General features: G+C 64.4%; 26 protein-coding genes and 1 tRNA gene. 11 read left to right on the top strand and 16 right to left on the bottom strand.

The genetic code is table 11. The annotated features are described in order from the left end of the window. Positions 1 to 17 precede the first annotated feature (17 nt). From L0966_RS03425 to L0966_RS03455, 7 genes are all read right to left on the bottom strand, one after another. The gene (locus L0966_RS03425) at positions 18 to 410 is read right to left on the bottom strand and encodes a hypothetical protein (RefSeq protein WP_234050432.1); all 393 of its coding nucleotides are present in this window, start codon (positions 408 to 410) and stop codon (positions 18 to 20) included. 100 nt (positions 411 to 510) lie between these two features. Beyond that, positions 511 to 696: a hypothetical protein gene (locus L0966_RS03430; protein ID WP_234050433.1), complete on the bottom strand. Its 186-nt coding sequence runs from the start codon at positions 694 to 696 to the stop codon at positions 511 to 513. A gap of 33 nt (positions 697 to 729) precedes the next feature. Beyond that, positions 730 to 1,029: a hypothetical protein gene (locus tag L0966_RS03435; protein WP_234050434.1), complete on the bottom strand. Its 300-nt coding sequence runs from the start codon at positions 1,027 to 1,029 to the stop codon at positions 730 to 732. 14 nt (positions 1,030 to 1,043) lie between these two features. After that, a complete protein-coding gene (locus tag L0966_RS03440) occupies positions 1,044 to 1,724 on the bottom strand; it encodes a hypothetical protein (RefSeq protein ID WP_234050435.1) in 681 nt (226 codons plus the stop codon). A gap of 91 nt (positions 1,725 to 1,815) precedes the next feature. Next, complete coding sequence (locus tag L0966_RS03445; RefSeq protein ID WP_234050436.1) at positions 1,816 to 2,412, bottom strand: hypothetical protein; 597 nt, start codon at positions 2,410 to 2,412, stop codon at positions 1,816 to 1,818. 178 nt (positions 2,413 to 2,590) lie between these two features. Beyond that, on the bottom strand, positions 2,591 to 3,241 hold the full coding sequence (locus L0966_RS03450; RefSeq protein WP_234050437.1) for a DUF805 domain-containing protein: 651 nt from the start codon (positions 3,239 to 3,241) through the stop codon (positions 2,591 to 2,593). 579 nt (positions 3,242 to 3,820) lie between these two features. Next, a tRNA-Lys gene (locus tag L0966_RS03455) sits at positions 3,821 to 3,896 on the bottom strand. A 160-nt stretch (positions 3,897 to 4,056) separates the two neighbouring features. On the opposite strand from L0966_RS03455, the gene L0966_RS03460 reads away from it, so the two are divergent. Continuing rightward, on the top strand, positions 4,057 to 5,235 hold the full coding sequence (locus L0966_RS03460) for a M20 aminoacylase family protein (protein ID WP_234050438.1): 1,179 nt from the start codon (positions 4,057 to 4,059) through the stop codon (positions 5,233 to 5,235). A 560-nt stretch (positions 5,236 to 5,795) separates the two neighbouring features. Beyond that, a complete protein-coding gene (locus L0966_RS03465; protein ID WP_234050439.1) occupies positions 5,796 to 5,987 on the top strand; it encodes a hypothetical protein in 192 nt (63 codons plus the stop codon). 189 nt (positions 5,988 to 6,176) lie between these two features. Here the strand turns inward: L0966_RS03465 and L0966_RS03470 are convergent, their stop codons facing one another. The 4 genes from L0966_RS03470 to L0966_RS03485 all read right to left on the bottom strand — a co-directional run bounded on the left by L0966_RS03470 (position 6,177) and on the right by L0966_RS03485 (position 8,629). Further along, positions 6,177 to 6,749, bottom strand: a complete 573-nt coding sequence (locus L0966_RS03470) for a hypothetical protein (protein ID WP_234050440.1) — start codon at positions 6,747 to 6,749, stop codon at positions 6,177 to 6,179. 12 nt (positions 6,750 to 6,761) lie between these two features. Beyond that, positions 6,762 to 7,445 carry an alpha/beta hydrolase gene (locus L0966_RS03475; protein WP_234050441.1) on the bottom strand — a complete coding sequence of 228 codons (684 nt, stop codon included), beginning with the start codon at positions 7,443 to 7,445 and terminating at the stop codon, positions 6,762 to 6,764. 81 nt (positions 7,446 to 7,526) lie between these two features. Beyond that, the gene (locus L0966_RS03480) at positions 7,527 to 7,715 is read right to left on the bottom strand and encodes a hypothetical protein (RefSeq protein ID WP_234050442.1); all 189 of its coding nucleotides are present in this window, start codon (positions 7,713 to 7,715) and stop codon (positions 7,527 to 7,529) included. A gap of 92 nt (positions 7,716 to 7,807) precedes the next feature. Continuing rightward, positions 7,808 to 8,629, bottom strand: a complete 822-nt coding sequence (locus L0966_RS03485) for an indole-3-glycerol-phosphate synthase (protein ID WP_234050443.1) — start codon at positions 8,627 to 8,629, stop codon at positions 7,808 to 7,810. A 190-nt stretch (positions 8,630 to 8,819) separates the two neighbouring features. On the opposite strand from L0966_RS03485, the gene L0966_RS03490 reads away from it, so the two are divergent. Further along, positions 8,820 to 9,152 (top strand): Rieske 2Fe-2S domain-containing protein, encoded by a 333-nt coding sequence (locus L0966_RS03490; RefSeq protein WP_234050444.1) that lies wholly within the window; start codon positions 8,820 to 8,822, stop codon positions 9,150 to 9,152. Positions 9,153 to 9,185: 33 nt separating this feature from the next. After that, positions 9,186 to 9,881, top strand: coding sequence for an SDR family NAD(P)-dependent oxidoreductase (locus L0966_RS03495; protein WP_234050445.1), 696 nt, complete (start codon positions 9,186 to 9,188; stop codon positions 9,879 to 9,881). 117 nt (positions 9,882 to 9,998) lie between these two features. Here the strand turns inward: L0966_RS03495 and L0966_RS03500 are convergent, their stop codons facing one another. Then, positions 9,999 to 10,412, bottom strand: a complete 414-nt coding sequence (locus L0966_RS03500) for a hypothetical protein (RefSeq protein ID WP_234050446.1) — start codon at positions 10,410 to 10,412, stop codon at positions 9,999 to 10,001. Between the two features lie 105 nt (positions 10,413 to 10,517). Beyond that, on the bottom strand, positions 10,518 to 12,926 hold the full coding sequence (locus L0966_RS03505) for a DUF3141 domain-containing protein (RefSeq protein ID WP_370640609.1): 2,409 nt from the start codon (positions 12,924 to 12,926) through the stop codon (positions 10,518 to 10,520). A 215-nt stretch (positions 12,927 to 13,141) separates the two neighbouring features. Here L0966_RS03505 and L0966_RS03510 point away from each other — a divergent pair, with 215 nt between their 5' ends. Continuing rightward, complete coding sequence (locus tag L0966_RS03510) at positions 13,142 to 13,426, top strand: helix-turn-helix transcriptional regulator (protein WP_234050447.1); 285 nt, start codon at positions 13,142 to 13,144, stop codon at positions 13,424 to 13,426. 194 nt (positions 13,427 to 13,620) lie between these two features. Here the strand turns inward: L0966_RS03510 and L0966_RS03515 are convergent, their stop codons facing one another. The 3 genes from L0966_RS03515 to L0966_RS03525 are packed head-to-tail and all read right to left on the bottom strand — an operon-like array spanning position 13,621 to position 15,822. After that, positions 13,621 to 14,301, bottom strand: coding sequence for an O-methyltransferase (locus L0966_RS03515; protein ID WP_234050448.1), 681 nt, complete (start codon positions 14,299 to 14,301; stop codon positions 13,621 to 13,623). Between the two features lie 16 nt (positions 14,302 to 14,317). Continuing rightward, positions 14,318 to 14,749, bottom strand: coding sequence for a DUF6163 family protein (locus tag L0966_RS03520; RefSeq protein ID WP_234050449.1), 432 nt, complete (start codon positions 14,747 to 14,749; stop codon positions 14,318 to 14,320). Further along, positions 14,746 to 15,822: an enoyl-CoA hydratase/isomerase family protein gene (locus tag L0966_RS03525; RefSeq protein ID WP_234050450.1), complete on the bottom strand. Its 1,077-nt coding sequence runs from the start codon at positions 15,820 to 15,822 to the stop codon at positions 14,746 to 14,748. Before L0966_RS03525 ends, L0966_RS03520 begins: the two co-directional genes overlap by 4 nt. 335 nt (positions 15,823 to 16,157) lie before the next feature. On the opposite strand from L0966_RS03525, the gene hemB reads away from it, so the two are divergent. The 6 genes from hemB to L0966_RS03555 all read left to right on the top strand — a co-directional run bounded on the left by hemB (position 16,158) and on the right by L0966_RS03555 (position 21,501). Then, the gene (hemB, locus tag L0966_RS03530; RefSeq protein WP_234050451.1) at positions 16,158 to 17,198 is read left to right on the top strand and encodes a porphobilinogen synthase; all 1,041 of its coding nucleotides are present in this window, start codon (positions 16,158 to 16,160) and stop codon (positions 17,196 to 17,198) included. 110 nt (positions 17,199 to 17,308) lie between these two features. Then, positions 17,309 to 17,998: an alpha/beta fold hydrolase gene (locus L0966_RS03535; RefSeq protein WP_234050452.1), complete on the top strand. Its 690-nt coding sequence runs from the start codon at positions 17,309 to 17,311 to the stop codon at positions 17,996 to 17,998. A 60-nt stretch (positions 17,999 to 18,058) separates the two neighbouring features. Then, positions 18,059 to 19,342, top strand: coding sequence for a threonine ammonia-lyase (locus L0966_RS03540; protein ID WP_234050453.1), 1,284 nt, complete (start codon positions 18,059 to 18,061; stop codon positions 19,340 to 19,342). 94 nt (positions 19,343 to 19,436) lie between these two features. Then, the gene (locus L0966_RS03545; protein ID WP_234050454.1) at positions 19,437 to 19,979 is read left to right on the top strand and encodes an RDD family protein; all 543 of its coding nucleotides are present in this window, start codon (positions 19,437 to 19,439) and stop codon (positions 19,977 to 19,979) included. Positions 19,980 to 20,058: 79 nt separating this feature from the next. Beyond that, positions 20,059 to 20,808, top strand: coding sequence for an arginyltransferase (locus tag L0966_RS03550; protein ID WP_370640610.1), 750 nt, complete (start codon positions 20,059 to 20,061; stop codon positions 20,806 to 20,808). An 18-nt stretch (positions 20,809 to 20,826) separates the two neighbouring features. Continuing rightward, the gene (locus L0966_RS03555) at positions 20,827 to 21,501 is read left to right on the top strand and encodes a MarC family protein (protein WP_234050455.1); all 675 of its coding nucleotides are present in this window, start codon (positions 20,827 to 20,829) and stop codon (positions 21,499 to 21,501) included. The last annotated feature ends 26 nt before the right edge of the window (positions 21,502 to 21,527 follow it).

Consider the following 21,527-nt stretch of genomic DNA (forward strand, 5'->3'; position numbering starts at 1 on the left):
TTATCATCTACATAAGTTCATTTACGACATTTTATATGGCGTGAACCATCGATGTATAATATATTTCCTCCTCTTGTTGACAGCTTAAAAACATGTTTCGTCATATCTTTTTTTTCTTCAACATTTTCCCAAAATTCATAACAACTCGATGAGGCAATGATGTTGTCACCTTCCTTTTTTACCGTATCAATTAGGCAATGATTTTCATATTGATCGATGACGGATTCCAATCTGTCGCCGATCAAAACACCAAACTCGATATTCGTGATAGAGTTTGGCCCCTCTCTATCATCGCAGTCTTTCATTGAAGTCGCCCATATTCCCTCCCACGCCTCACCCGCGCGCGCAGGTTCCAGACTTCCGCAAATTGATAGAAGCACACTAATGCCAAACGCAGTTGCTTTGTTCATTGTCTTTTTCTTCGCTCGGTAACAGCGCTGCCAAATGGCAGAGCCGGTTATGATTCGGGAGATCGCGTTGGGCTTTTCAATCTCCCTTGGGGTGGCCACATTATAGGATATCGACAACGCGGTCGACGGAATCGACCGCCCTCACACGGCAACCCGGATTGGCCTGAGCGACTGACTTCATCGCGTTGAGGATGTCGGCGGGCAGGTTCTGGGTCACGATCACCGTAGACCAGTTGCCCGTCTTGTTCTGAAACTGCACCTGCACCTGTTCGTAGCCGCTCGCCATGTCATCTATCCCCTTCAAGCAGGCCCACCGCTCTCAGCAATTATACCAGTGGACGCGTATCCACCCTGGCTTCATGCCGGGCGCACCCATTTCCCGTATGTTGAGACTTATGGTCGTGGTCACCGCGCTTTGGGATGGCGGGTTGGCATATTCAACATACCAAATGCCGTCCTCCTCCCAGACGCCATAGACCTCGACGTTTCCAATGCCATGCGCTACCACGCAAAGGTGGCGGGCTTCCGCCATTCGTTCGCTCGCTCCGCCCGCGTTCACCTGACTGGAAATGATGATGAGTGAGGCGGTGGTGAGAGCTGCCAAAGCCATTCGTTTCATAGCTACACCCGTTCTCACCGGCCAGCTTCCAGGCACTCATCAAAATCAGAATCTAATATATCCATTGCACCGCTAAGATCGAACTCCACGGTGTGCCCCTTTATGTCGAAACTAATCCAAATCCTCTCGGTTGGCGGTGGCTCACCTTTAATCTTAGCAGCATATCGCCCTACGATAAGCATTTGATATACGCCAAATTTACTGAAAAAATCCTCAATTCCAATTTCATTCTGGCCGGTTGCATGCGCATTAAAGCCATACGGCTGCTGAGCAGTGGCACCATCCGGAGCGATCACATCTATCGTCGCAGAAACCCTGAAATTAGGACTATCATCGCCGTAATTTCTAAAATTCCATACTGGACTTGCTGCAAGTAGGTGAAATTTGTCGGCATTATCAATGCCCTTGAATATCGTTGTGACATCGCCGTTTTTATTTTTTTGGACGAGGAAACAAACATCTGTTCCATCAGGAACGGTTAGACCAATTATTCCGAACTGCGTATCTTCTATTTTCTTTCGAAAGAAGGCTTTTTTCGATTCGATAATTGCACTATTGCCCAAAACGCCTGTTAAATCACCAACAATAACACCATCACGTGATAACAAGACCGCGCCTATGGCAGCGCCTATCACGAGGGATGCCAAAATCGCGACCATTTTGTTTGACCTGTTGCCCTGACCATTTTCGGACATGACAATCATCCTAATTCGGGGAGCATTTGGAACGCATCCTGCTTTGGCCGTGAAGCCCGCCGGTTATGCATCTAAGGGGTGTGGTGGGGGGCTATTTGCTGGCACTATTCATGCATTCGACCAATATCGGCTGCACTCTCTGATATCCTGAGAGACTAAAAACCGCACTGTAACCGTCTGCGGTTATCACAATATCCGGACCGGCCCCGCTTGAAATGTATTCAATAAATCCATGTCCTGCAAAAACACTATACAGATCCGGCAATCTTGCTGCCTTACGCTCAAAGTCGTTGATAATTATCATCGTGTTGCTGATGGGATATGCGTCAATTTGAAAGCTCTTTTCGTCACTCTCATTCGGGGACGCGCGGAAGGACACCGTAACGTCAAGCTTCCGGCTGGAGCGGCCGTAGCTTCCGAAATTCCACCTCGGAGAAGACGCATCCACTTCCAAAGCGCTTCCTTTTGATGTGCCGTTTGCCAGAACGATAATGTCCCCATTATCCAGCTTCTTCAGGACATCACAGCGCTTCTGCCGACCGTCAGGCGTGGCGCCAATGACGATCCATTGTGTTCCTTCTACCCGTTTGTTGAAGAAAAATGTTTCAATTTCAGGGGTAGCTGCCGATGCATTACCAGCGGCGAAAAAGACAATGAAAGCTGCGAATGCATATTTGAGCGCGCTCATGCCCCAACCTCATTATGTAATTATGAGCTGATATTGTTATCTATAGGTAGGCAGAATCCACGAATTCCGTTTTACATCGCGCAATCAGCTATCAGATGTTGGCAGAATAAACGTGGATGCATGGAGCTGGCCCGACGCTCACAGGGCATTGTCTTGGAGATCGGGCCGGCTTGGGGTCTTAGTCTTTACGATTGGCGGGGTTGGCCCATTCCATGAACCCCTTGGCCGCCTTGTCGGCGGCCGCGTCGCCTGGAGGCTTGGTGCTAAACGGGTTGGCGGGCTGTTGCGCTTTGATCGGCTGGATAGGCGCAGGAGTGGCGGTGTCCGTCGCCGGCTGCGAAGGGCGAGCATAGCGGCTGTTATCGTCCTGGGGCGGCTGCGCGCGGAGCGTGGTGCTCTGCTGGACTGGGGGAGACCGAGGAACGTCCGCCGTTGCTTCTGGCCCATAGCCATACTTGTTGTCGTCAGGATCGGACGGCTTCGCCCACCAGATGATGAGAAGGATGAGACCCACCCCCGTCAGTGCGATGAGCTGCCACCAACCGCTTTTGCCAATGTCATGAAGCCGGCGGCTTCCAGTGGAAAATACAGCGATGCAGCTTGCGACGCTAAATATAGATTTAGACAATATATATATTATCGCTAGCAGTCGTCCTAATTCGGGCTGACGCATGACGGCGGAATGAAAACTATTTTCTCCAACGACTTGAGACGCCCATCCGAACATGGTGAGCGCGAGATAAAACCACCAGAATTCAGATCGAGAAGCTCGCCCACTGAACGTGCCGAACTTCGACATGCACGTTTTGATTGCGGTTTGGAAATCCATCGCGTTCCCCAGCACCCAGGCAAACGCAGATAGCGGTGCGCCCCCGCTATGCGTTGCTCATTGCCCACTTGGTGATCGGGGAGTTGGAAAACCGAACGAATACGGTCCCTGTGGCCTTTAGTTCGGAGAACCTGTTGCATACGCCACAGGCTCCCCGACCATAGGGTCAAGGAGTTCGGCGCCATTCCGGCTGGCACCCATACCGATTCGTTGGGGTTTCCACGCCCCAGAGCGCTGCGTGACGCTCCAACTGCAATCTTAGGGCAGGGGCCGTGTTCTGTCGCGGCAAAAATCTGACTGAGATACCGCAGTGCGGCAGCGTTGCATTCTCGCGTCCGTGATCGGCCGCAATCAGATCAAATAAACAGATTTAATATGTTGATAATGATTCAAGGCCACGTGGGCTGAGTCCGATCAGGGCTCCCATGGCCATCACATGAAGAGTCGGCAGTGGGGGTCAGCTACCCAACGTGAACCACCCTACCAAGCGACCAACGTTACCCTAATGTTACCCCATACAGAGATGCAGCTTAGCCATTCGCCGCAAATTTTGAAAAGATGTTATAAATCATGGACTTATGGTGAGCCCGTCGGGATTCGAACCCGAGACCCCATGATTAAAAGTCACGTGCTCTACCGGCTGAGCTACGGGCTCACTCCCGGCAGTGGTTAGGCCGGGAGTGCCTCGGGGTCAAGGCCGACGGGGCACGCGCGTTCATTCCTGCTTCGCAGCCTGTGAACATCGCCTCGTGCGTTGACCCCGCGCATTCGCATGCGCACCATGGCGCCTTAGCGTTTCGGGGCCAGGGATCCGCATGCCGCTCAACAACAGCATCGCTGCGCGCGTTGAAGACATCGTTCAATGGCGCAGGCACCTTCATCGCCATCCGGAGCTCGAATACGACCTGCCGGAAACCAGCCGCTTCGTCGCCGAAAAGCTCCGCGCCTTCGGCTGCGACGAGGTGGTGACGGGAATCGGCGGCACTGGCTTGGTGGCGGTCATCCGGGGCCAGAACGCGGGGTCTCGCACCATCGGCCTGCGCGCCGACATGGACGCCTTGCCGGTGTGGGAGGAAACGGGCGCGGAGCATGCCTCGCTCACCCCCGGCCGCATGCATGCCTGCGGCCATGATGGCCACACCGCCATGCTGCTGGGCGCCGCCCGCCAGCTGGCGGAAACCCGCGCCTTCAGCGGCACCGCCATCTTGATCTTCCAGCCCGCGGAGGAGGCCGGCGCCGGCGCCAAGGCGATGATTGACGACGGTCTGTTCCAGCGCTTTCCCGTGGATGAGGTCTACAGCCTCCATAATCTGCCCGGCCTGCCCGTTGGTACCTTCGCGGTGCGCGAGGGGCCGATCATGGCATCCGCTGATCGCATCGAGATCGAGGTCCTGGGCAGCGGCGCCCATGCGGCGCGGCCCCATGAGGGGGTGGATGTGGTGCTGACCGGCGCCGCCATCGTCACCGCGCTGCAGCAGGTCAGCGCCCGCAATGTGGACCCGCAGAAGTCGGCGGTGGTGTCCATCTGCGTGTTCCAGGCGGGCGAGGTGGACAATGTGCTGCCGCCCTCCGCCCGCCTCATCGGCACGGCGCGCACGCTGGCCCCCGATGTCCGCGCCCGCGTGAAGGAGAGGGTGCGCGCCATCGCCGAAGGTGTGGCGGCGGCTCATGGCGCCACGGTGCGGGTGAATTTCCCGGAGGGCTACCCCGTCACCCGCAACCACCCCGCCCAGGCCGCCTTCGCGGCTGAGGTGGCGCGCGAGGTGTGTGGCGCGCACGCCGTAAACGCCGCGGCCGAGCCCATCATGGCGGCGGAGGACTTCGCCTACATGCTGGAGGAGAAGCCCGGCGCGTACCTGTTCATCGGCAATGGCCCTTCCCAGGGCCTGCACCACCCGGCCTACGACTTTGCCGATGACGCCATTGCCTATGGTTCCTCATTCTGGGTGCGGCTGGTGGAGCGCGCGCTGCCCGCGTCGCCCTCGGCGACCTGAGGCGAGCGAAGTCGGCAAGCGATAGGGAGCCGCTCGAAGTCTGAGAGACTTCTCAGTTGTCCGACCCAGCATTGTACCAGCAAAGGACAGAACTCCCTGCCTTGCGGAAATAACGCATGCGCCTGCGGTCGACTTGGCTTATCGTTAACGTCGCGGAGGTTCAGCAACGCAGGGAGGGTCCCATGTCCACATTGTCCGCGCGCGAGGTCATTCGCACGGCTGCGATTACCACCATGCTCTGCGCTATGGGGATCAGCTGGATTCTTCAGTAACTCTTGTGCGTCGCACCATTGGCGCCGCACAAAAATCCTCCGGCTCTGTCGGCGATGACCTACATTCAAGCCTGACGGCCCTGTCGCCAGGGGGCGTGCGTTTATCGGCGCAGCTCCGGCGGCCCCTCCCCTTCACCCTGCCCCAGTCTGATGGATCGATTCAGCGCCATCCGGCGTGCTGCCACGCTCGCGTCTGGCCATCGATTTGCATCATCGCCGCGCGCGGAGAGGCGCCAAACCAGCAGATCGCCCGGCATCGGGCTGAGAAGCAAGGCGAAGGATCTGACTATGGCAGACTACAAGGTGACTGTGGACCAACTTCCCACCGGGAAGTGGGCGTGTTTCCTCCATGTGGATGGTCATGACGAGCCCATCAACCTGGGCCGCGAGTTCAAGAACGACGAACAGGCGGAAAACTGGCTGAACGTCTCTGAATCCGTGACCGCGATCGAGATGATGCTGCGCAAGGTCAAGAAATAAGGCCCTTCGGGTGGGCCCAGCGCCCACCCCCCTCACCGGCCCCAAGGCGGCGAGGGCCAGCGGATTGGCTCGGCGCGCGGCAGGGGCGCTCCGGCAGGATCGGCCGAAGGTCAGCGGCCGGTCCTTTGTCGGAAACCTCGGCCGCGGCCGTGTTGGATGTCGGACACCGGACGCGCGGGCAGCGGCCCCTCAGTCCGCGATTTCCGCCTGGATGGTCAGGATATCGTAGGCAGGGAGCTCGGGCGGATTGGCGTATCCGGTCACCACCTCGCGCACGGTGCTGTCGGCGTCCGCAAGCCGGCGCGGCAGGTTGCCGATGTCCCCGCCATAGACATGAATGACGATGGCGGGGACCTCTCTCGAGGCGTTGCCAATGGCCACAGGCTCGCGGCCGAGTGCTGTCTCGACGCTGCCTTGCAGGAGCCACCGGCCGGCCCCCTCCCGCCCCATGCGCGTCACCTCGCCCCGCAGCACACCGCTGATCTCCCACACCCCATCCTCAAGGCAGGGCCAGGCTTGGCCGGGGGCGAGCACGGAGGCCGCCACGCAAAAGCGCTCCATGCCGTCGCGATAGAGCTCGAAGAGGCGCGGCTGCGCGCCGGCGGTGGCGAACGGCGCGGGCAACCACGCGTCGTCCGCCACAAGCCGCGCCATCAGATCGCGCCCGATGAACAGGATCTCGCGCGGGCTGTCCGCCAGCTCCACCATGGATTGAATGTCCCAGATGAAGCGCCGCAACGCCTCCGGCACCCGCATGCTCATGGTGAAATCCCTTCAGTGGGCGTGGTTGTGGTGATCGGCATCGGCGGCTGGAGGATGAGCCACATGGACCGTGAGGAAATCGCCGGCCGCCAGCACCCCCTCGTCATCCATCACGTGGCCGATGCCGCGCCGGCGCATGCTCTTCACAGGAACACCGGCCGCCTTCAGCCGCTCCTTAGTGGCGGTCATGACCGCGAAGGGGAGCTGATCGTCATCCTCGCCGTGGATCATCAGCACCGGGGGCGCAGAGCGCACCCCGGTGGGGGCGCCCTCGGGCAGCGCGCCGGCGAAGCTCACCACAGCCGCGATGCGCTTTTGCCGCTGCAGCGCCGCGCACAAGGCCACCATCGCCCCCTGCGAGAAGCCGACCAGGGCCAGATGGCTGTCGGGCAGGCGCCGTGCCGCCAGGGCCTCGTCCAGAAGATCATTCAGCAGCGCGGCCGCCCGCGAAACGGCCTCGGGCGATGCTTGCGCAAGATCGCCCGGCTCGAACCAGCTGCGCCCCACCCCGCCGGGCCCTGACAAAGGCGCTTCCAGCGCCAGGAAATCCGCCTTCGGCATGGTGGGCGCCCAGTTGAGCGCCTGCTGGATGATGGCGGCCCCCTCGCTGCCCTCCCCGTGCAGCAGCACCACGAGGAACGCCGGCTTGCCGCATGACAAGGCCGCGATCTTCGGGCCCTCGACGATCCCGCTCATGGTTCTCCCCGTGGCGCAGCCGGCCCCCCGGCTTTATGGGGGACCCCAGGCAACATCCTTGCCAGCGCCGCCGCGCGCGCCTCACTGGGGACAGGGCACCATCTTGTAGACAGCGTCAGCGAACGCCTTGATGCCGGTATTGATGCGCAGGGGAGAGGTCCATGTCTGGTAGGTGACAATGCCCCGGGTGATGGAGATCACCTTATAGTTCTCCGGCCCCTTTGTTTTGTAGCACTTGCCGGGCTGGATATCCTCTTCCTTCAAGGGCATTGCAGGGCTCCTTCCATTGGTGGCGAAGCCCTTGCAATGGGCGTGCCTGCGCGGCCGGGCGCAGTCCACGGCGACCCGGCCACGCGACAGCATCATTCCGCCGGAGCCTCGACACCCAGGATCTTCTCCAGCACACCGGCGGGATCCGGATCCTTCATGAGGGCCGAGCCGACCAGCATGGCCTTCGCCCCAAGCGCCCCCAGCCGCGCGCGCTCATCGGCCGTGGAGAGGCCACCTTCCGCCACCAAGAAGGCCTTGCCGGCCGGCACCAGGGGCAGCAACGCCTCGCAGGTGCCCGGTTTCAGCTCGAAGGTGTGGAGGTCGCGATTGGTGACACAGATGAAATCCGCGCCCGAGGCCAGGGCCAATTCCACTTCCGCGGGCGTGTGCACCTGCACCAGCGCGTCGAGGACGATGGCCGCCGCCCGCTCGCGGAAAGCGCCCAGCTTGTCGCCCAGCAGCGCCGCCGACAGAATGACCGCATCCGCCCCCGCAAGGCGCGCCTCAAGGATCTGATAGACATCGAAAATAATGTCCTGCGCCATCACCGGCAGGCCGACCGCGCCGCGCACGGTGGCAAGGTCCGAAGCTGAGCCGCGAAAAGTCTGCCGCTCCACCGCCACTGAAAGGGCACCGGCGCCCACCGCCTCGAAGTCTTCGGCGAGGTCCTTGTACGGCACCATCATGCGGAAGCCGGGGTCGAACGGCGAACCACCTTTCAATTCGGCAATGACCACCGGCGCGCCGGTTTCCTTGAATTTCGCGGCCAGCGCGCCCTGGAAACCCAGGGTGAGCGGCATTTCGCCGATCTTGCCCTGCATCTGCCCCAGGGAGCGACGGGCCTTGGCCTTGGTGAGCTGATCCTTGCGCTGGAGGATAAAGGGCTTCAGGCGGCTGTTTTCCGGCAATGGCATGGATGAAACGTCCAGACAAAGGGAGGGTGGCGAGCCCCCGATGAAATGCTGCGCCGCGAGGAAGCGTCACAGATTTGCTGACGTTTGGCCACTCGCGCGCGCCGCCTGTTTTGCCCCAGAAGCCTTTTCAGCTCCGCCGGGACGGGGCATCATAGCCCTGTTTTCTTTGCATATTGGCGAGATTTTTCGAATGTTTACGCGCATCTGCAAGGCCGAGACCGTCCCCGAGGGCGGCATGCGGCTCGTCATCGCCGACAGCCAGCTCATCGTCCTCGCCTGGCCGGAGGACGGCGAGCTGAGGGCTTTTCAGGGCGTTTGCCCGCACAGCAACACGCCCCTTTCCGATGCGGAATTCGACGGGCGAGTGCTGACCTGCCCGCTGCACAATTGGACCTGGGACCTGAATTCCGGCGCGCCCGTCGACCCGCAGGAGAGCGCCCTGGCCGAATATCCGGTGAAGGTCGACGACGGCATCGTCTACATCGATACCGAGGGGGTTTCGCCCCTGTTCGCCGCCCGCTGAGACGCCCACGCCTCGAGTTTGGGAGTAGCTGACGTGACTGAAGAGATCGCCGTTATCGTCGGGGCCGGCAAGGGCCTCAGCGCCGCTCTGGCACGCCGCCTGAAGCGCGAGGGCTTCAGGCTCGCTCTGGTGGCGCGCAACGTGGAGAAGCTCGCGCCCCTGGTGGAGGAGACGGACGCGCTCGCCATCGCTGGCGACGTCCAGAACGCACAGGCCGTGGAGGCTGCCTTCGCCGCCGTGGATCGCAGCCTGGGCACGCCGAGCCTCGTCGTCTTCAACGCCGCGCAGCGCTATCGCGGGGCCATCGAGGAGCTCGATCCCGGCGACGTGCTCGATGCCTATGCGGTCGGTGCCTTCGGTGGCTTCCTCACGGCGCAGGCGGCGGCGCGGCGCATGCTGGCGAGCGGCTCCGGCTCCATCTTCTTCACCGGGGCCACGGCGAGCATCAAGGGGATGCCCCATTCCATTCCGTTCGCCATGCAGAAATTCGCGCTGCGTGGGCTCGCCCAGAGCCTGGCGCGGGAACTCGGCCCCCGGAACATCCACGTGGCCCACTTCATCATTGATGGCGGCATCTCGTCGTCCTGGGCCACACCGGGCGAGCCCGGCCCCGCCGACAAGTGGCTGGCGCCCGAAGCCATCGCCGAAACCTACCTCGCCATCCACCGCCAGCATCGCTCCGCCTGGAGCTTCGAGGTGGACCTGCGCCCCTGGGTGGAGAAGTTCTGAGCTTCCGCCGAAAACGCCCCAAGGCGCCGCCGCAACCGGCGGCGCAGGAGGCGAGCAGCCTTCGGCCCCCGGATCCGGCGCCTGGGGCCGCGCGATCGTGCGGGGCCGGATCTCTTGCTATTTCACGATGAGCAGGAGCAATTGCTGGCCGGGCGCTGAATCAAGCTCGGCCGCCGTCAGCTTGCCGTCCTTGTTGGCGTCAGCCGCGTTGAAGCGGGAACGCACCAGGAGCAGCCACTCGTCCAGCTCCAGCGTCTGGTCCGCATCCTTATTTATGAGCGCCCAGTCTTCCGGCGTCAGGCGACCCTTCGTCTCCGGGGCTTCCAGCGTGGTGTCGCCGTCTTTGTTGAGGGCGTTGAACATCTGCGTGCCGAGGTCGACCACCTCGACGATCTCCAAGGTGTCGTCGCCGTCCTTGTTGACCTTGGCGAGGGCATCCTTGCCCGACATGGCGGCGCAGGCCGAACCCGCCAGCGCAATCGCCATGATTGCGCCGAGCACCGCCCCAATACCCTGCTTCAGATTCGACATCACGTGTCTCCTTCCCGGAGTTTCCACCCGATGCGAAGCCTAGTCCCTTACGGAAGGGATGTCGCGGGGAAGCCGCGACATCCTTGATGGCTTATGCCTTGTGCCTCACTGGGCCGCCTGGGCGGTGACCTCCAGGGGGTCGAGGGCGACGTCCTGGGTCGCCGGCTCCAGCCCCAGAACGTGGCGGATGCGCTGGAGCATGGAGAGGGTCCGCGGGTCCATCTCATCCAGCGGGCCGGGCACGAACTGCACCACCTCGGCCGCCTTGAGCCGCTCTTCCGGAGTGCGCAGCAGCTCGGGCAGCGCCTCGATGGCGGCCTCGCGGGCATATTCCACGATCAGGCTCTGTTCGTGGATGATCTCCGCCTTTCGGGCCACCGGCAGCGAGTGGAACGGCTCGTCCTTCGTGAGCACCTTGGCGGAGCGCTCCAGGCGATCGCGACGCACATTGCCACGGGCATCGGCGAGCAGGATCAGCATGCGGATCACGGCTTCCACGAAGGTGCCGGAGTTCACATGCAGCAGCGCCGAACGCACTTCCGGCAGGCCCACCAGCTCTTCCTTGGTCTTGCGGGTCCGCTCGAAGTTATAGTTGCGGCCGAACCAGCGCATGTAAGGCGTGGCATAAATGGAATAGAAGGTCACTTCGTACCAGGCGTCGCGAATATCGCGGATCACGTCGATGGTCTGCTCGAAAGCATCGGCGATCAGCCGTTCCGCCAGCACGAAGGGGTTGTCCTTCTCGACCGGCTTGCGGCTCTCATTCACCACCTTGGTGATGGCTTCGAGCGGCAGCATGGCCGGATTGCGCGAGGACGCGACCGCGCGCTGAACCCGCAGCGGATGCAGCATGCGGCCGATCTCGGCGCTGGCGCGGGTCACGGAGGCCTGAACCAGCGGGCGCATGAACACGTCATAGAGCTCGCCCTGGAGCTCGGAGATGTGCTGCACGGCGGCGAACGGCACCTCGTCCTCGCGCCCGTCGGCGTAGCCGGGCAGCTCGCTCATCTTGCGCTCGGCGAACGACACCGTGAACTGGGCGTCCTGGCCCTCGCCCTGAATGTCGTCGATGGTCATTTCGTAGAGGCCGGGCTGAAGCGCCTCGATGGTCTTCAGCACGGAGGACATCTGCGCATGCTCGCGCTTGGCGATGGACGCCGAGACGAAGATGCCGAGATGGCCGACCTTGTCATGCACCATGTAGACGATGCGCTGACCGCGAATGCGGATCTCCGTCTCGTCCGCATAGGTGTCCATGATCCAGTTGATGGCCTGCTTCACCGGCGTGATGTTGTCGCCGTGGCTGGCGAACACGATGATCGGCGAGCGGATCTGCTTCACGTCCAGCACGCGGCCGTGCTCGAGGCGCGCCTCGTTGCGGGCCAGCTTGTTGCCCACGAAGAGCTGGCGCACGATCCAGCTGATTTCGGGCTCGTTGAGCAGGAAGAAGCCGCTCCACCAGCGTTCGAATTCCAGGAAGCGCCCGCGCTCGGTGTCCACCTTCTCGAACAGGTCGTAATATTTGCGGAACCAGGTCCGGCTGGGGTTCAGCATCTCGAAGTTCAGAACCAGCCACGCGCCGTCGAAGACGCCGTCGCCATAATCGGACCAGAACATGGGCTGGATCTGCCCGCCCAGCAGGCCGGCATTGTAGCGCATGGGGTTGGCGCCCACGTCGCCGGACCAGGTCTCGACGGGGGCCCCGTTCAGGACCAGCGGGCCGGTAATGTCCGGATTGGCGGCACCGAGGATGAGGGTGGCCCAGCCGCCCTGGCAGTTGCCGATCACCACCGGCTTCGGCGCGTCCGGGTGCTGCTCCTGCACATAGCGCACGAAAGTGGCTTCGGCGCGCGAAACATCGGCCAGCGTCTGGCCAGGTTCGGGATTGCGGCTGAAGCTGACGAAGTAGACTGGATGGCCGCCCTTCAGCGCCACGCCCACCTGGCTGTCGGACTTGAAGCCGCCGATGCCGGCGCCGTGTCCCGCGCGCGGATCGATGATCACGTAGGGGCGCTTCCAGGGATAAACCTCGACCCCGGCGGGCGGCGTGATCTTCAGCAGCGCATAGTTGCACGGCCGCGGCAGGGTGCGACCATCCATGGCCACTTCATAGTCGTAGATGAGCACCGGCGGGCAGCCGGCGGCTTCGTGCTCAAAGAAATTGTCACCACGCTGGCGCAGCGTGTCCATGGTGAGGACCATGCGCTGGGTACGGTCGATGGCGTAGGCCTGCGCTTCCTTCACCCGATCGGAGAGCGAACGGCCCGTGCTGGTCACGGTGCCCACCAGAGCGGTGAGCTCGTTGAAGGTCTCCCGCAGGCGCTCGCCATGGGTGGCCGAGATGTTCATGAAGTGCCGGCCGGCAGCCTTCGAGGTGAGCTGGCTCATGGTGGAGAGCTCGGAGAGCTGGGCGGTCATGGCCAGCGCGCGCTGGCGCGCGGTCCAGGCGTTCCCGTCCGTCACCTTGGCGAAGAACGGGTTCGTGAACTTCGAGGCTGAAAGCTGAGCGTTCAAGCGGTCCTCCCCGCCGCATGGGCGGCGTGTTCCGGTTCGGCCGTTCTCCAGCCGGGGCCGCCGGAGAATACTGCACCGCACAATACTAGACACGGCCTGTTGCATAAAGATGGCAGTCGCGCTGTACCACCCCGCGCCTCGCGCAATGGTTGACGACATGTCGACGCCCGCGGCCCGCCGTGCGATAGGAATGGGAAACCTGAGGGAGGCGCCAGATGAACGACACCGTTTCCGCACGGCAAATCAAGGCCGCGCGCGCCATTCTCGGCTGGCGGCGCCAGGATCTGGCCTCCCGCGCCGGCATGAGCCCGGCCACCGTAAAAGTCGTGGAAACCGACGAGGACGCCCTGCCCGCCCTCGCCCCCACCCGCGCGCGGCTCGTGAAGGTGCTGGAGGCTGCGGGTATCAGATTCCTGCTGGGCAGCGCGCCGGGCGTTCAGCTCATTCCGGCCGAAGAGGGCCTGCGGGCCGAGGACCTCAACGCCTCCAACGACGACTGACCGCGCGAGGCCCAGCGACGGTATAAACGCCGCCAAAAGCGGGTGCCCTTCAGTCACGCCTGTGCTTTGCTGCGGCTCCATCACATCGGACGGACCCATGATTCTCCACAAAATCGCGGCGCGGCACTACATCGTGGTCGCCATCATCCTCATCGTGGCGGTGCTGGCCTATCTGGGCAGCTGGTCCTGAGCCTTCAGGCCTCGCCCACGCGGATCAAGGCGAAGCCGTCATAGCCCTTGGCCCCCACCGTCTGAATGGCGGTGGCGGTCAGCCTTCCGTCCGCCGCCACGTCATCCAGCAGGCGGCGCACGCCCTGGACCGCGGCGTCCGCGCTACCCTCCTGAACGACGGCGCCGTTGCGCACCACATTGTCGCAGATGATGATGCTGCCCGGCCGCGTCAGGCGCAGGGACCAGCGCAGATAGTCCGCATTACTGGGCTTGTCGGCGTCGATGAAGACGAGATCGAAAGGCCCCGCCCCTTCAGCCTCCAGCTTCGGCAGGGTTTCCAAGGCGGGGGCGACGCGCAGGTCGATCTTGTCCGCAAGCCCCGCGCGCCTGAAATTGGCAGCGGCCACCTCCGCGTGGTGGGGCATGGCCTCCAGCGTCACCAGCTGTCCGTAGGCCGGTAGGGCGCGGGCGAGGAAGATGCTGCTGTAGCCGCCGAGGGTCCCGATTTCGAGAATGCGCCGCGCCCCCACCATCTGCGCGAACAGGTGCAGCATCTGGCCCTGGGTGGCGGACACCGCGATGGCCGGCAGGCCTGCGGCCTCACTCGCCTCCAGGGCCTGCCGCAGCACCAGATCATGGGGCAGCAGGCGATCCGCGAAATAGTCGTCCACTGCGCTCCACACGGCTGCATCCTGCCCGCTCATGGCCCGTCTCCCGGCTTCAGTTTTCGTCGCTCTCACGCGCAGCGCGGATGGAAAGCACCGCATAGACCAGCACCAGCCCCAGCTCCACCAGGGTGAACAGCAGCAGCGGCGTCATGCCCGAGGGGGCCCAGGCGGCGAGCACCGCCTGCGTCAGGGTGGCGATCAGCCACAGCACGATGGCCCAGCCGGCGCGCAGCCACAGCCCCACTCCGGCGATGGGATCCACGATGGCCGCCCAGATCACGGCCCCCTGCGCCGCCATGGGTAGCTGCTCGAACCAGGAGGGCGTGCCCTCGCCGACACCGACGATGACCACCCAGTGAATGACGCCCTCGACCAGCAGGAACACGGCCACCGCGCGCAGGAAGAGGAACAGCCGCCGCCGCCAGGGCGAAAGGCTCTCCAGATGCGCGCGGGCGCTGGCGTCGATGGGATCGTAATGGCTCATGCGCCGGGTGCCAGCAGCTCGAGTTCGTCGGGAATCGGGTCGAAATGGGCGGCGATGGCGGCCGGGTCGACCTGCGCGAGGGTTTCCGGCTTCCAGCGCGGGGCATTGTCCCGGTCCACCAGCACGGCGCGCACGCCTTCATAGAAATCGTGGCCCGCGGCCACCCGCGTCACGACCCGGAACTCCGCCTGGAGACATTCGCCGAGATCCAGCGCGGGACCGCGCCGCATCTGCTCCATGGCGATGGACAGGCTGGTGGGCGACTTCGTGCGCATGTCCTTGGCGGTGGCCGCCGCGAAATCCGCGAACGGCCCGCCGGCCGCGCCCGCGGCCTCCAGCGCGGCGAGGATCGCCTCGAGACTGCCGCGGGAGAACAGGTCGGCGATGATCTCGGCCCGGTCGGCGAAGGCGCTGGGGGCGGGCGCCGTCGTATGGGCGGCAATGGCGGCGTCTACATCGCCGCCGGCGCACAGGGCCTCCTCCAGCGCCGGGAAGGCGGCGGAGGGGGCGAATGCGGTGGCCAGGCCGCAGGCGCAGGCCTCGGGCGCGCGGAGTCGCGTGCCCGTCAGCGCCAGGAACACACCGAACGCGCCGGGCAGGCGTGGCAGAACGTGGGTGCCGCCCACATCCGGAAACAGGCCGATATTCACCTCCGGCATGGCGAACAGATACCGCTCGCCCGCCACCCGGTGCGGGCCGTGGGCCGAGAGGCCGAAGCCGCCGCCCATGCAGATGCCGTCGATGAGCGACACGTAAGGCTTTGGAAAAGTGCCGATATAGTGGTTCAGCACATATTCCTCGCGCCAGAAATCCAGCGCCTCGGCGGTGTGGCCCGCCCGGCCGAGATCATAGAGCGTGCGCACGTCGCCGCCCGCGCAAAATGCCTTCTCGCCGGTGGCCTTGATGATGACGCGGGTCACGGCCGGATCGTTCGCCCATTCGCGCAGCCGCGGCAGAATCTCGCGCACCATCGCGAGGTTGAGGGCGTTGAGCGCCTTTGGCCGATTGAGCGTGATGACCCCGGCCTCTCCCTTCCGCTCCAGGATGACTTCGGGTTCCGGCCGGATCTCCATGCGCGCCTCTCTGAGCAGCCGCCCGTTTGGATCGGGCAGCGTTATAGGGGTTGGGGAGGGTTAGACGCGGCGGCGGCCAGCGTCAACGGCGCGCGGAAGGCTGCCCCGCGCTCGTGAGACATCGGGCCGCGCCCCGCGTCTCGCCGTCCGCCGGACCGGCCGCTATAATACGAAGGGCTCATGAACTTCACTCATGGGCCTCTGGTCCGGCCTGCGCGGCTTGCGCGAACCCACCCGGCACCGGTCGAAGACCGGCGGTGGATGGGATCGCCGCCGTTCCGCAGGCACCGACCGCCGAGGCGCTCCCCGCGCCGCAGCCAGACAAGAGTTGATCCATGGCCCCCACTTCGTCCCGCATCCATCCGGTTTCGGAACCCGCCCGCACGTCGCGGCTCGATCTGGTCCAGCGCCCCCGCCGCAACCGCAAGAGCGATTGGGCCCGTCGGCTGGTGCGTGAGTCGGCCCTCTCCGTCGACGACCTGATCTGGCCGATCTTCGTGATGGAGGGCAAAGCCACCCGCGCGCCCATCGCCTCCATGCCCGGTGTGGAGCGGCTGACGGTGGACGAGGCGGTGCGCGCCGCCGAGCGCGCGGCGAAGCTGAAGATCCCCGCCCTGGCGCTGTTTCCCTACATTGATCCCACCCTGCGGGATCCCGAGGGCAGCGAGGCGCTGAACGAGAACAATCTCGTGTGCCAGACCCTGCGCGCCATCAAGGCGGAGGTTCCCGAGATCGGCCTCATCACGGATGTGGCCCTCGACCCCTTCACCAGCCATGGCCATGATGGCCTTCTGGATGACGGGCGCATCCTCAATGACGAAACGGTGGACATCCTGGTGCGCCAGGCGCTGGTGCAGGCGGAAGCGGGCGCCGACGTGATCGCCCCCTCCGACATGATGGACGGCCGCGTGGGCGCCATCCGCGCCGGGCTCGACGAGGCCGGCTTCACCGATGTGCAGATCATGTCCTATGCGGCGAAGTATGCCTCGGCCTTCTACGGTCCGTTCCGCGACGCCATCGGCACCGCCAAGACCCTTTCCGGCGACAAGCGCACCTACCAGATGGACCCCGGCAATGGCCTGGAGGCCCTGCGCGAGGCGGCGCTGGACGTGGAGGAGGGCGCCGACATGCTGATGGTGAAGCCCGGCCTGCCCTATCTCGACATCGTGTGGCGGCTGAAGGAGGCCTTCGGCCTGCCCACCTTCGCCTATCAGGTGTCCGGCGAATACGCGATGATCGAAGGCGCCATCCGCAACGGCTGGGTGGATGGCGACCGCATCGTGCTGGAAGCGCTCATGGCCTTCAAGCGCGCCGGCGCGGACGGCATCCTCACCTATTTCGCCCCGCGCGTGGCCGAACGCCTCGCCGCCGGCTGAAGACACCGGTGGCCGCGCCCTTTCGCGATGGGCTGAGGCGCCATGGCGAGCCCCCTTACCGCGTCGCCGTGCTCCATGGTGGGCCCGGCGCCGCCGGTGAGGTCGCTCCTGTGGCGCACGCGCTGGCGGCGCGGGGCTATGGCGTGCTCGAGCCGGCTCAGAGCGCGCGGTCGGTCTCGGGCCAGGTCCGCGAACTGAAGGAGGTCCTGGAGCGGCACGGCAGCCCTCCTCTTGCCGTCATCGGCTGGTCCTGGGGGGCATGGCTCGCCTGCCTGCTGGCCGCCGATTCACCCACCCTGGTGTCCCGTGTGATCCTGGTGGGAAGCGGCCCGTTCACGCCCGAATACGCCGCCACCATTCTCCCCACACGCTTGTCCCGCCTCACCGCGGCGGATGCCCGGTTCCTGAAGACCTGCCTTGAGAACAACGACATGGGCGGCCCTGCCAGCCAGGCCCGCATCATGGCGCTTCTCGCCGCCTGTGATACCTGGCGGGCGATCCCGCAGGCCGAGGCCGAAGCGGACTTCGACCCGGCCATCTATGAAAGCGTGTGGCCGCAGGCTGCCGAGCTTCGCCGATCAGGCGAATTGCTGCGGCTCACCGGCACCATCCGCTGCCCTATCGTCGCGATCCACGGCGATTACGATCCGCATCCGGCGGCGGGTGTAGAGGAGCCGCTGCGCGCCGTCGCGCGGGACTTCCGGTTCGTGCCGCTGCCACGGTGCGGCCACCGGCCGTGGGTGGAGCAGGAGGCGCGCGACATTTTCTACCGCGAGCTGGAGCGGGCCCTCACCGGCTGAAGTGGCCAGATCGCGGCAACTCCCATAATCTGACGCCCCAAGTGGCGGGAAGGAACGCTCATGCCCCAGTCTACGTCCCCGTCCCTCGCGCAGCCGGCCTCTCAGCCCGTCATGGCCGATCTGCCCGTGACCCTTGCCGACGTGGAAGCCGCCCGCCCGCTGCTCGCCGGTGCCATTCTGCACACGCCGACCCTGCGCGCCCCCCGGCTCTCCGCCCTCACCGGCGCCGATGTGTGGGTGAAATACGAGAACTTTCAGGTCACCGCCTCCTTCAAGGAGCGCGGCGCGCTGGTGAAGCTCTCCCGCCTGTCGGCGGAGGAGGCGGCGCGGGGCGTCATCGCCATGTCGGCGGGCAATCACGCCCAGGCGGTGGCCTATCACGGGGCGCGCCTCGGCATCGCCACCACCATCGTGATGCCCGAAACCACCCCCCAGGTGAAGGTGAGCGCCACCGAGGCCTTCGGAGCGCACGTGGTGCTGTTCGGGGACACCGTCGCCGATGCCCAGGCGGAGGCCGAGCGCATTGCCCAGATGGAAGGGCGCGTCTTCGTCCACCCCTATGACGACCGCGACGTGATCGCCGGCCAGGGCTCCATCGCCCTGGAGATGATGGAGGACGGGCCCGCCTTCGACGCGGTGGTGGTTCCCATCGGCGGCGGCGGCATGATGGCCGGCATGGCGCTGGCATTCGCCGGCCGCGCGCCGCAAACCGAGATCGTGGGCGTCGAGGCGGCCCTTTACCCCGCCATGTGGAGCGCCCTGACGGGCGTGGCGCGGCCCTGCGGCGGGCCCACCCTGGCCGAGGGCATCGCCGTGCGCAATGTGGGAGCCCTCACCTCGCAGATCATCCGCCGGCTGGTGCCCAATATCGTATTGGTGGATGAAACCGCGCTGGAACGGGCGGTGAATGCCTTCCTGATGCACCAGAAGACCCTGGCGGAAGGCGCCGGCGCCGCCGGGCTGGCCGCCCTTCTCACCGAGCCGGAGCGCTTCCGGGGCAAGACCGTGGGGCTGGTGCTGTGCGGCGGCAATATCGACCCGCGCATGATCGCCGGCATCCTGATGCGCGAACTGGAGCGTGAAAGCCGCATCGTCTCCTTCCGCCTCACCATTCTGGATCGGCCGGGCATGCTCGGCATCATCTCCACGCTGCTCGGCAAGCTCGGGGCCAATATCCTCGAGGTGCACCACCGGCGCACCTTCCTGGACGTGCCGGCCAAGGGCACCCGGCTCGACTTGACCGTGGAGACCCGCGACCAGGCCCATGCCGAGCTGATCCAGAAGGCGCTGGAGGCGGAGGGTCTGCCCGTGCAGCGCCTGGGGGCCGGCGGCGCCGAGTGGTGAAGCCGCCTTCCCTTGCGCCGGGGGGCGATGCCCCCCACGTTCAAGGGTCATGACGCTCCGCCCCAAGCAAGCTCCGCCCCATGAGGGACACCAGATGACCAATACCGGCGATGCCTACCGCGATCCGTACCAAGGCACGGCCGACGGGGTGAAGCCCCATGCCTTCGACCCGGTGACCCAGCCGGAATATTTCGAGGGCGTGCTCTCCCGCCGGCTCATCGCTTTCTGCGTGGATGTGGTGATGATTCTCGGCCCCATCGTCGGGCTCGCCATCTTCATCTTCGTGTTCGGCATTGTGACGCTGAGCCTGGGGTGGATGCTGTTTCCCCTGCTCGGCCCGGCATTCATCATCTGGGCCATCGCCTACAACGCGATCACCCTGGGCTCGCCGGCCTCGGCAACCCTGGGCATGCGGCTGATGGATATCGAAATGCGGACTTGGTACGGCGCGCCCTGCTACTCGCTGCTGGGCGCGGTGCACGCGGTGCTGTTCTGGGTGTCGCTAAGCGCGCTCACGCCGCTGATCCTGGTGGTCGCCCTGTTCAACGACCGGCGCCGCCTGCTGCACGATTTCGCGGCGGGAACGGTGGTGGTGAACTCGGCCGCCCGCGCCAGCATGTTGCGGCGCTCCCAATGAAAATCCCGTTGCGGACCATTTCGCCTTTGACGTGCTGTCCCGCTCCAGCGATCCTGTAGTCTCCTGAGGATCAAGGACCGTGAGCGAGCACCCCCGTGATACGCCGCAATTCTATCTGACGGCGCCCGCCCCCTGCCCCTATCTGCCCGACCGGGAAGAGCGGAAGGTATTCACGCACCTTGTGGGCGAGCGGGCGGCCACGCTCAACGACGTGCTCACCCAGGGCGGCTTCCGCCGCAGCCAATCCATCGCCTACCGGCCCGCCTGCGAGGGGTGCCGGGCCTGCGTCTCCGTCCGCATCTGCGTCGACGATTTCGTTGAAACCAAGAGCCTGCGCCGGGTCCGCGCCGCCAATGCGGACCTTATCGGGGCGGTGCGGTCACCCTCTCCCACATCCGAGCAATACAGCCTGTTCCGCGCTTATGTGACCACCCGCCACGGCGATGGCGGCATGGCGGACATGAGCGTGCTCGACTACGCCATGATGGTGGAGGATACCCACGTCGACACACGTCTCATCGAGTATCGCAACCGCAATGTGGATTCGCGGTTCCTGGGGCGCGGCACCGGAGACCTGATCGCGGTGGCACTGACGGACATCCTCTCCGACGGGCTGTCCATGGTCTATTCCTTCTACAACCCGCAGGTGCCGCACCGCTCTCTCGGCACCTTCCTCATCCTCGACCATGTCGCGCGCGCCCGGGACATGGGCCTGCCTTACGTTTATCTGGGCTATTGGGTGCAGGGGTCGCACAAGATGGACTACAAGCGCCGGTTCCTGCCCCAGGAGCGCCTTTCGCCCCACGGCTGGGAGCGGGTGGACAAATAGGAGCGGAAGAGGACCCGGATGAGTTCCTTCTTCAACGTATTCGTCGCGGTCTATGCCGCGCTCTTTCCCATCGTCAATCCCCTCGGCAGCGCGCCCATCTTCCTCACCCTGGTTCAGCGCTGTTCCCCCGGCACGCGGGAGCTGGTGGCCCGCAAGGTCGCCCTGTTCGGCTTCCTGCTGCTCGTGGCCACCATGGTCGTGGGAGCAAAGGTTCTGCTCTTCTTCGGCGTGACGCTGCCGGTGCTGCGGGTGGCCGGCGGCCTGGTGGTGGCATCCGTGGGCTGGCAGATGCTGCACTCGGACGACAAGCCCGCCAACAAGACCGATGGTAACACCCTCGACGACAGCGAGGCGCTGGACCAGGCCTTCTACCCCCTTACCCTGCCATTGACCGTCGGGCCGGGCGCCATCGCCACCACCATCGCCCTTTCCGCTGGTCCCGCCGCCATCGCGGCCAACGACCTTACGGACATCATGAGCGAGATCCTCGGCGCCCTGGCCGGGCTCTTCGCTATCTCCCTCACGGTCTATTTCTGCTTCCGCGAGGCGCCCACTATCGAGCGGGTTCTGGGGCACACGGGAACCAGCGTGCTGATTCGCCTGTTCGCATTCATCCTGCTTGCCATCGGCCTGCAGATCGTCTGGCTCGGCCTGCACGAGCTCATCAATGACATGCGCGCCATGCCGGCCTGAGTCGCGGCCATTCAGCGGACATGAAA

Origin of the sequence: Xanthobacter sp. NM-59 (assembly GCF_021401125.1) — a bacterium.
Classification (GTDB): Bacteria; Pseudomonadota; Alphaproteobacteria; order Rhizobiales; family Xanthobacteraceae; genus Xanthobacter.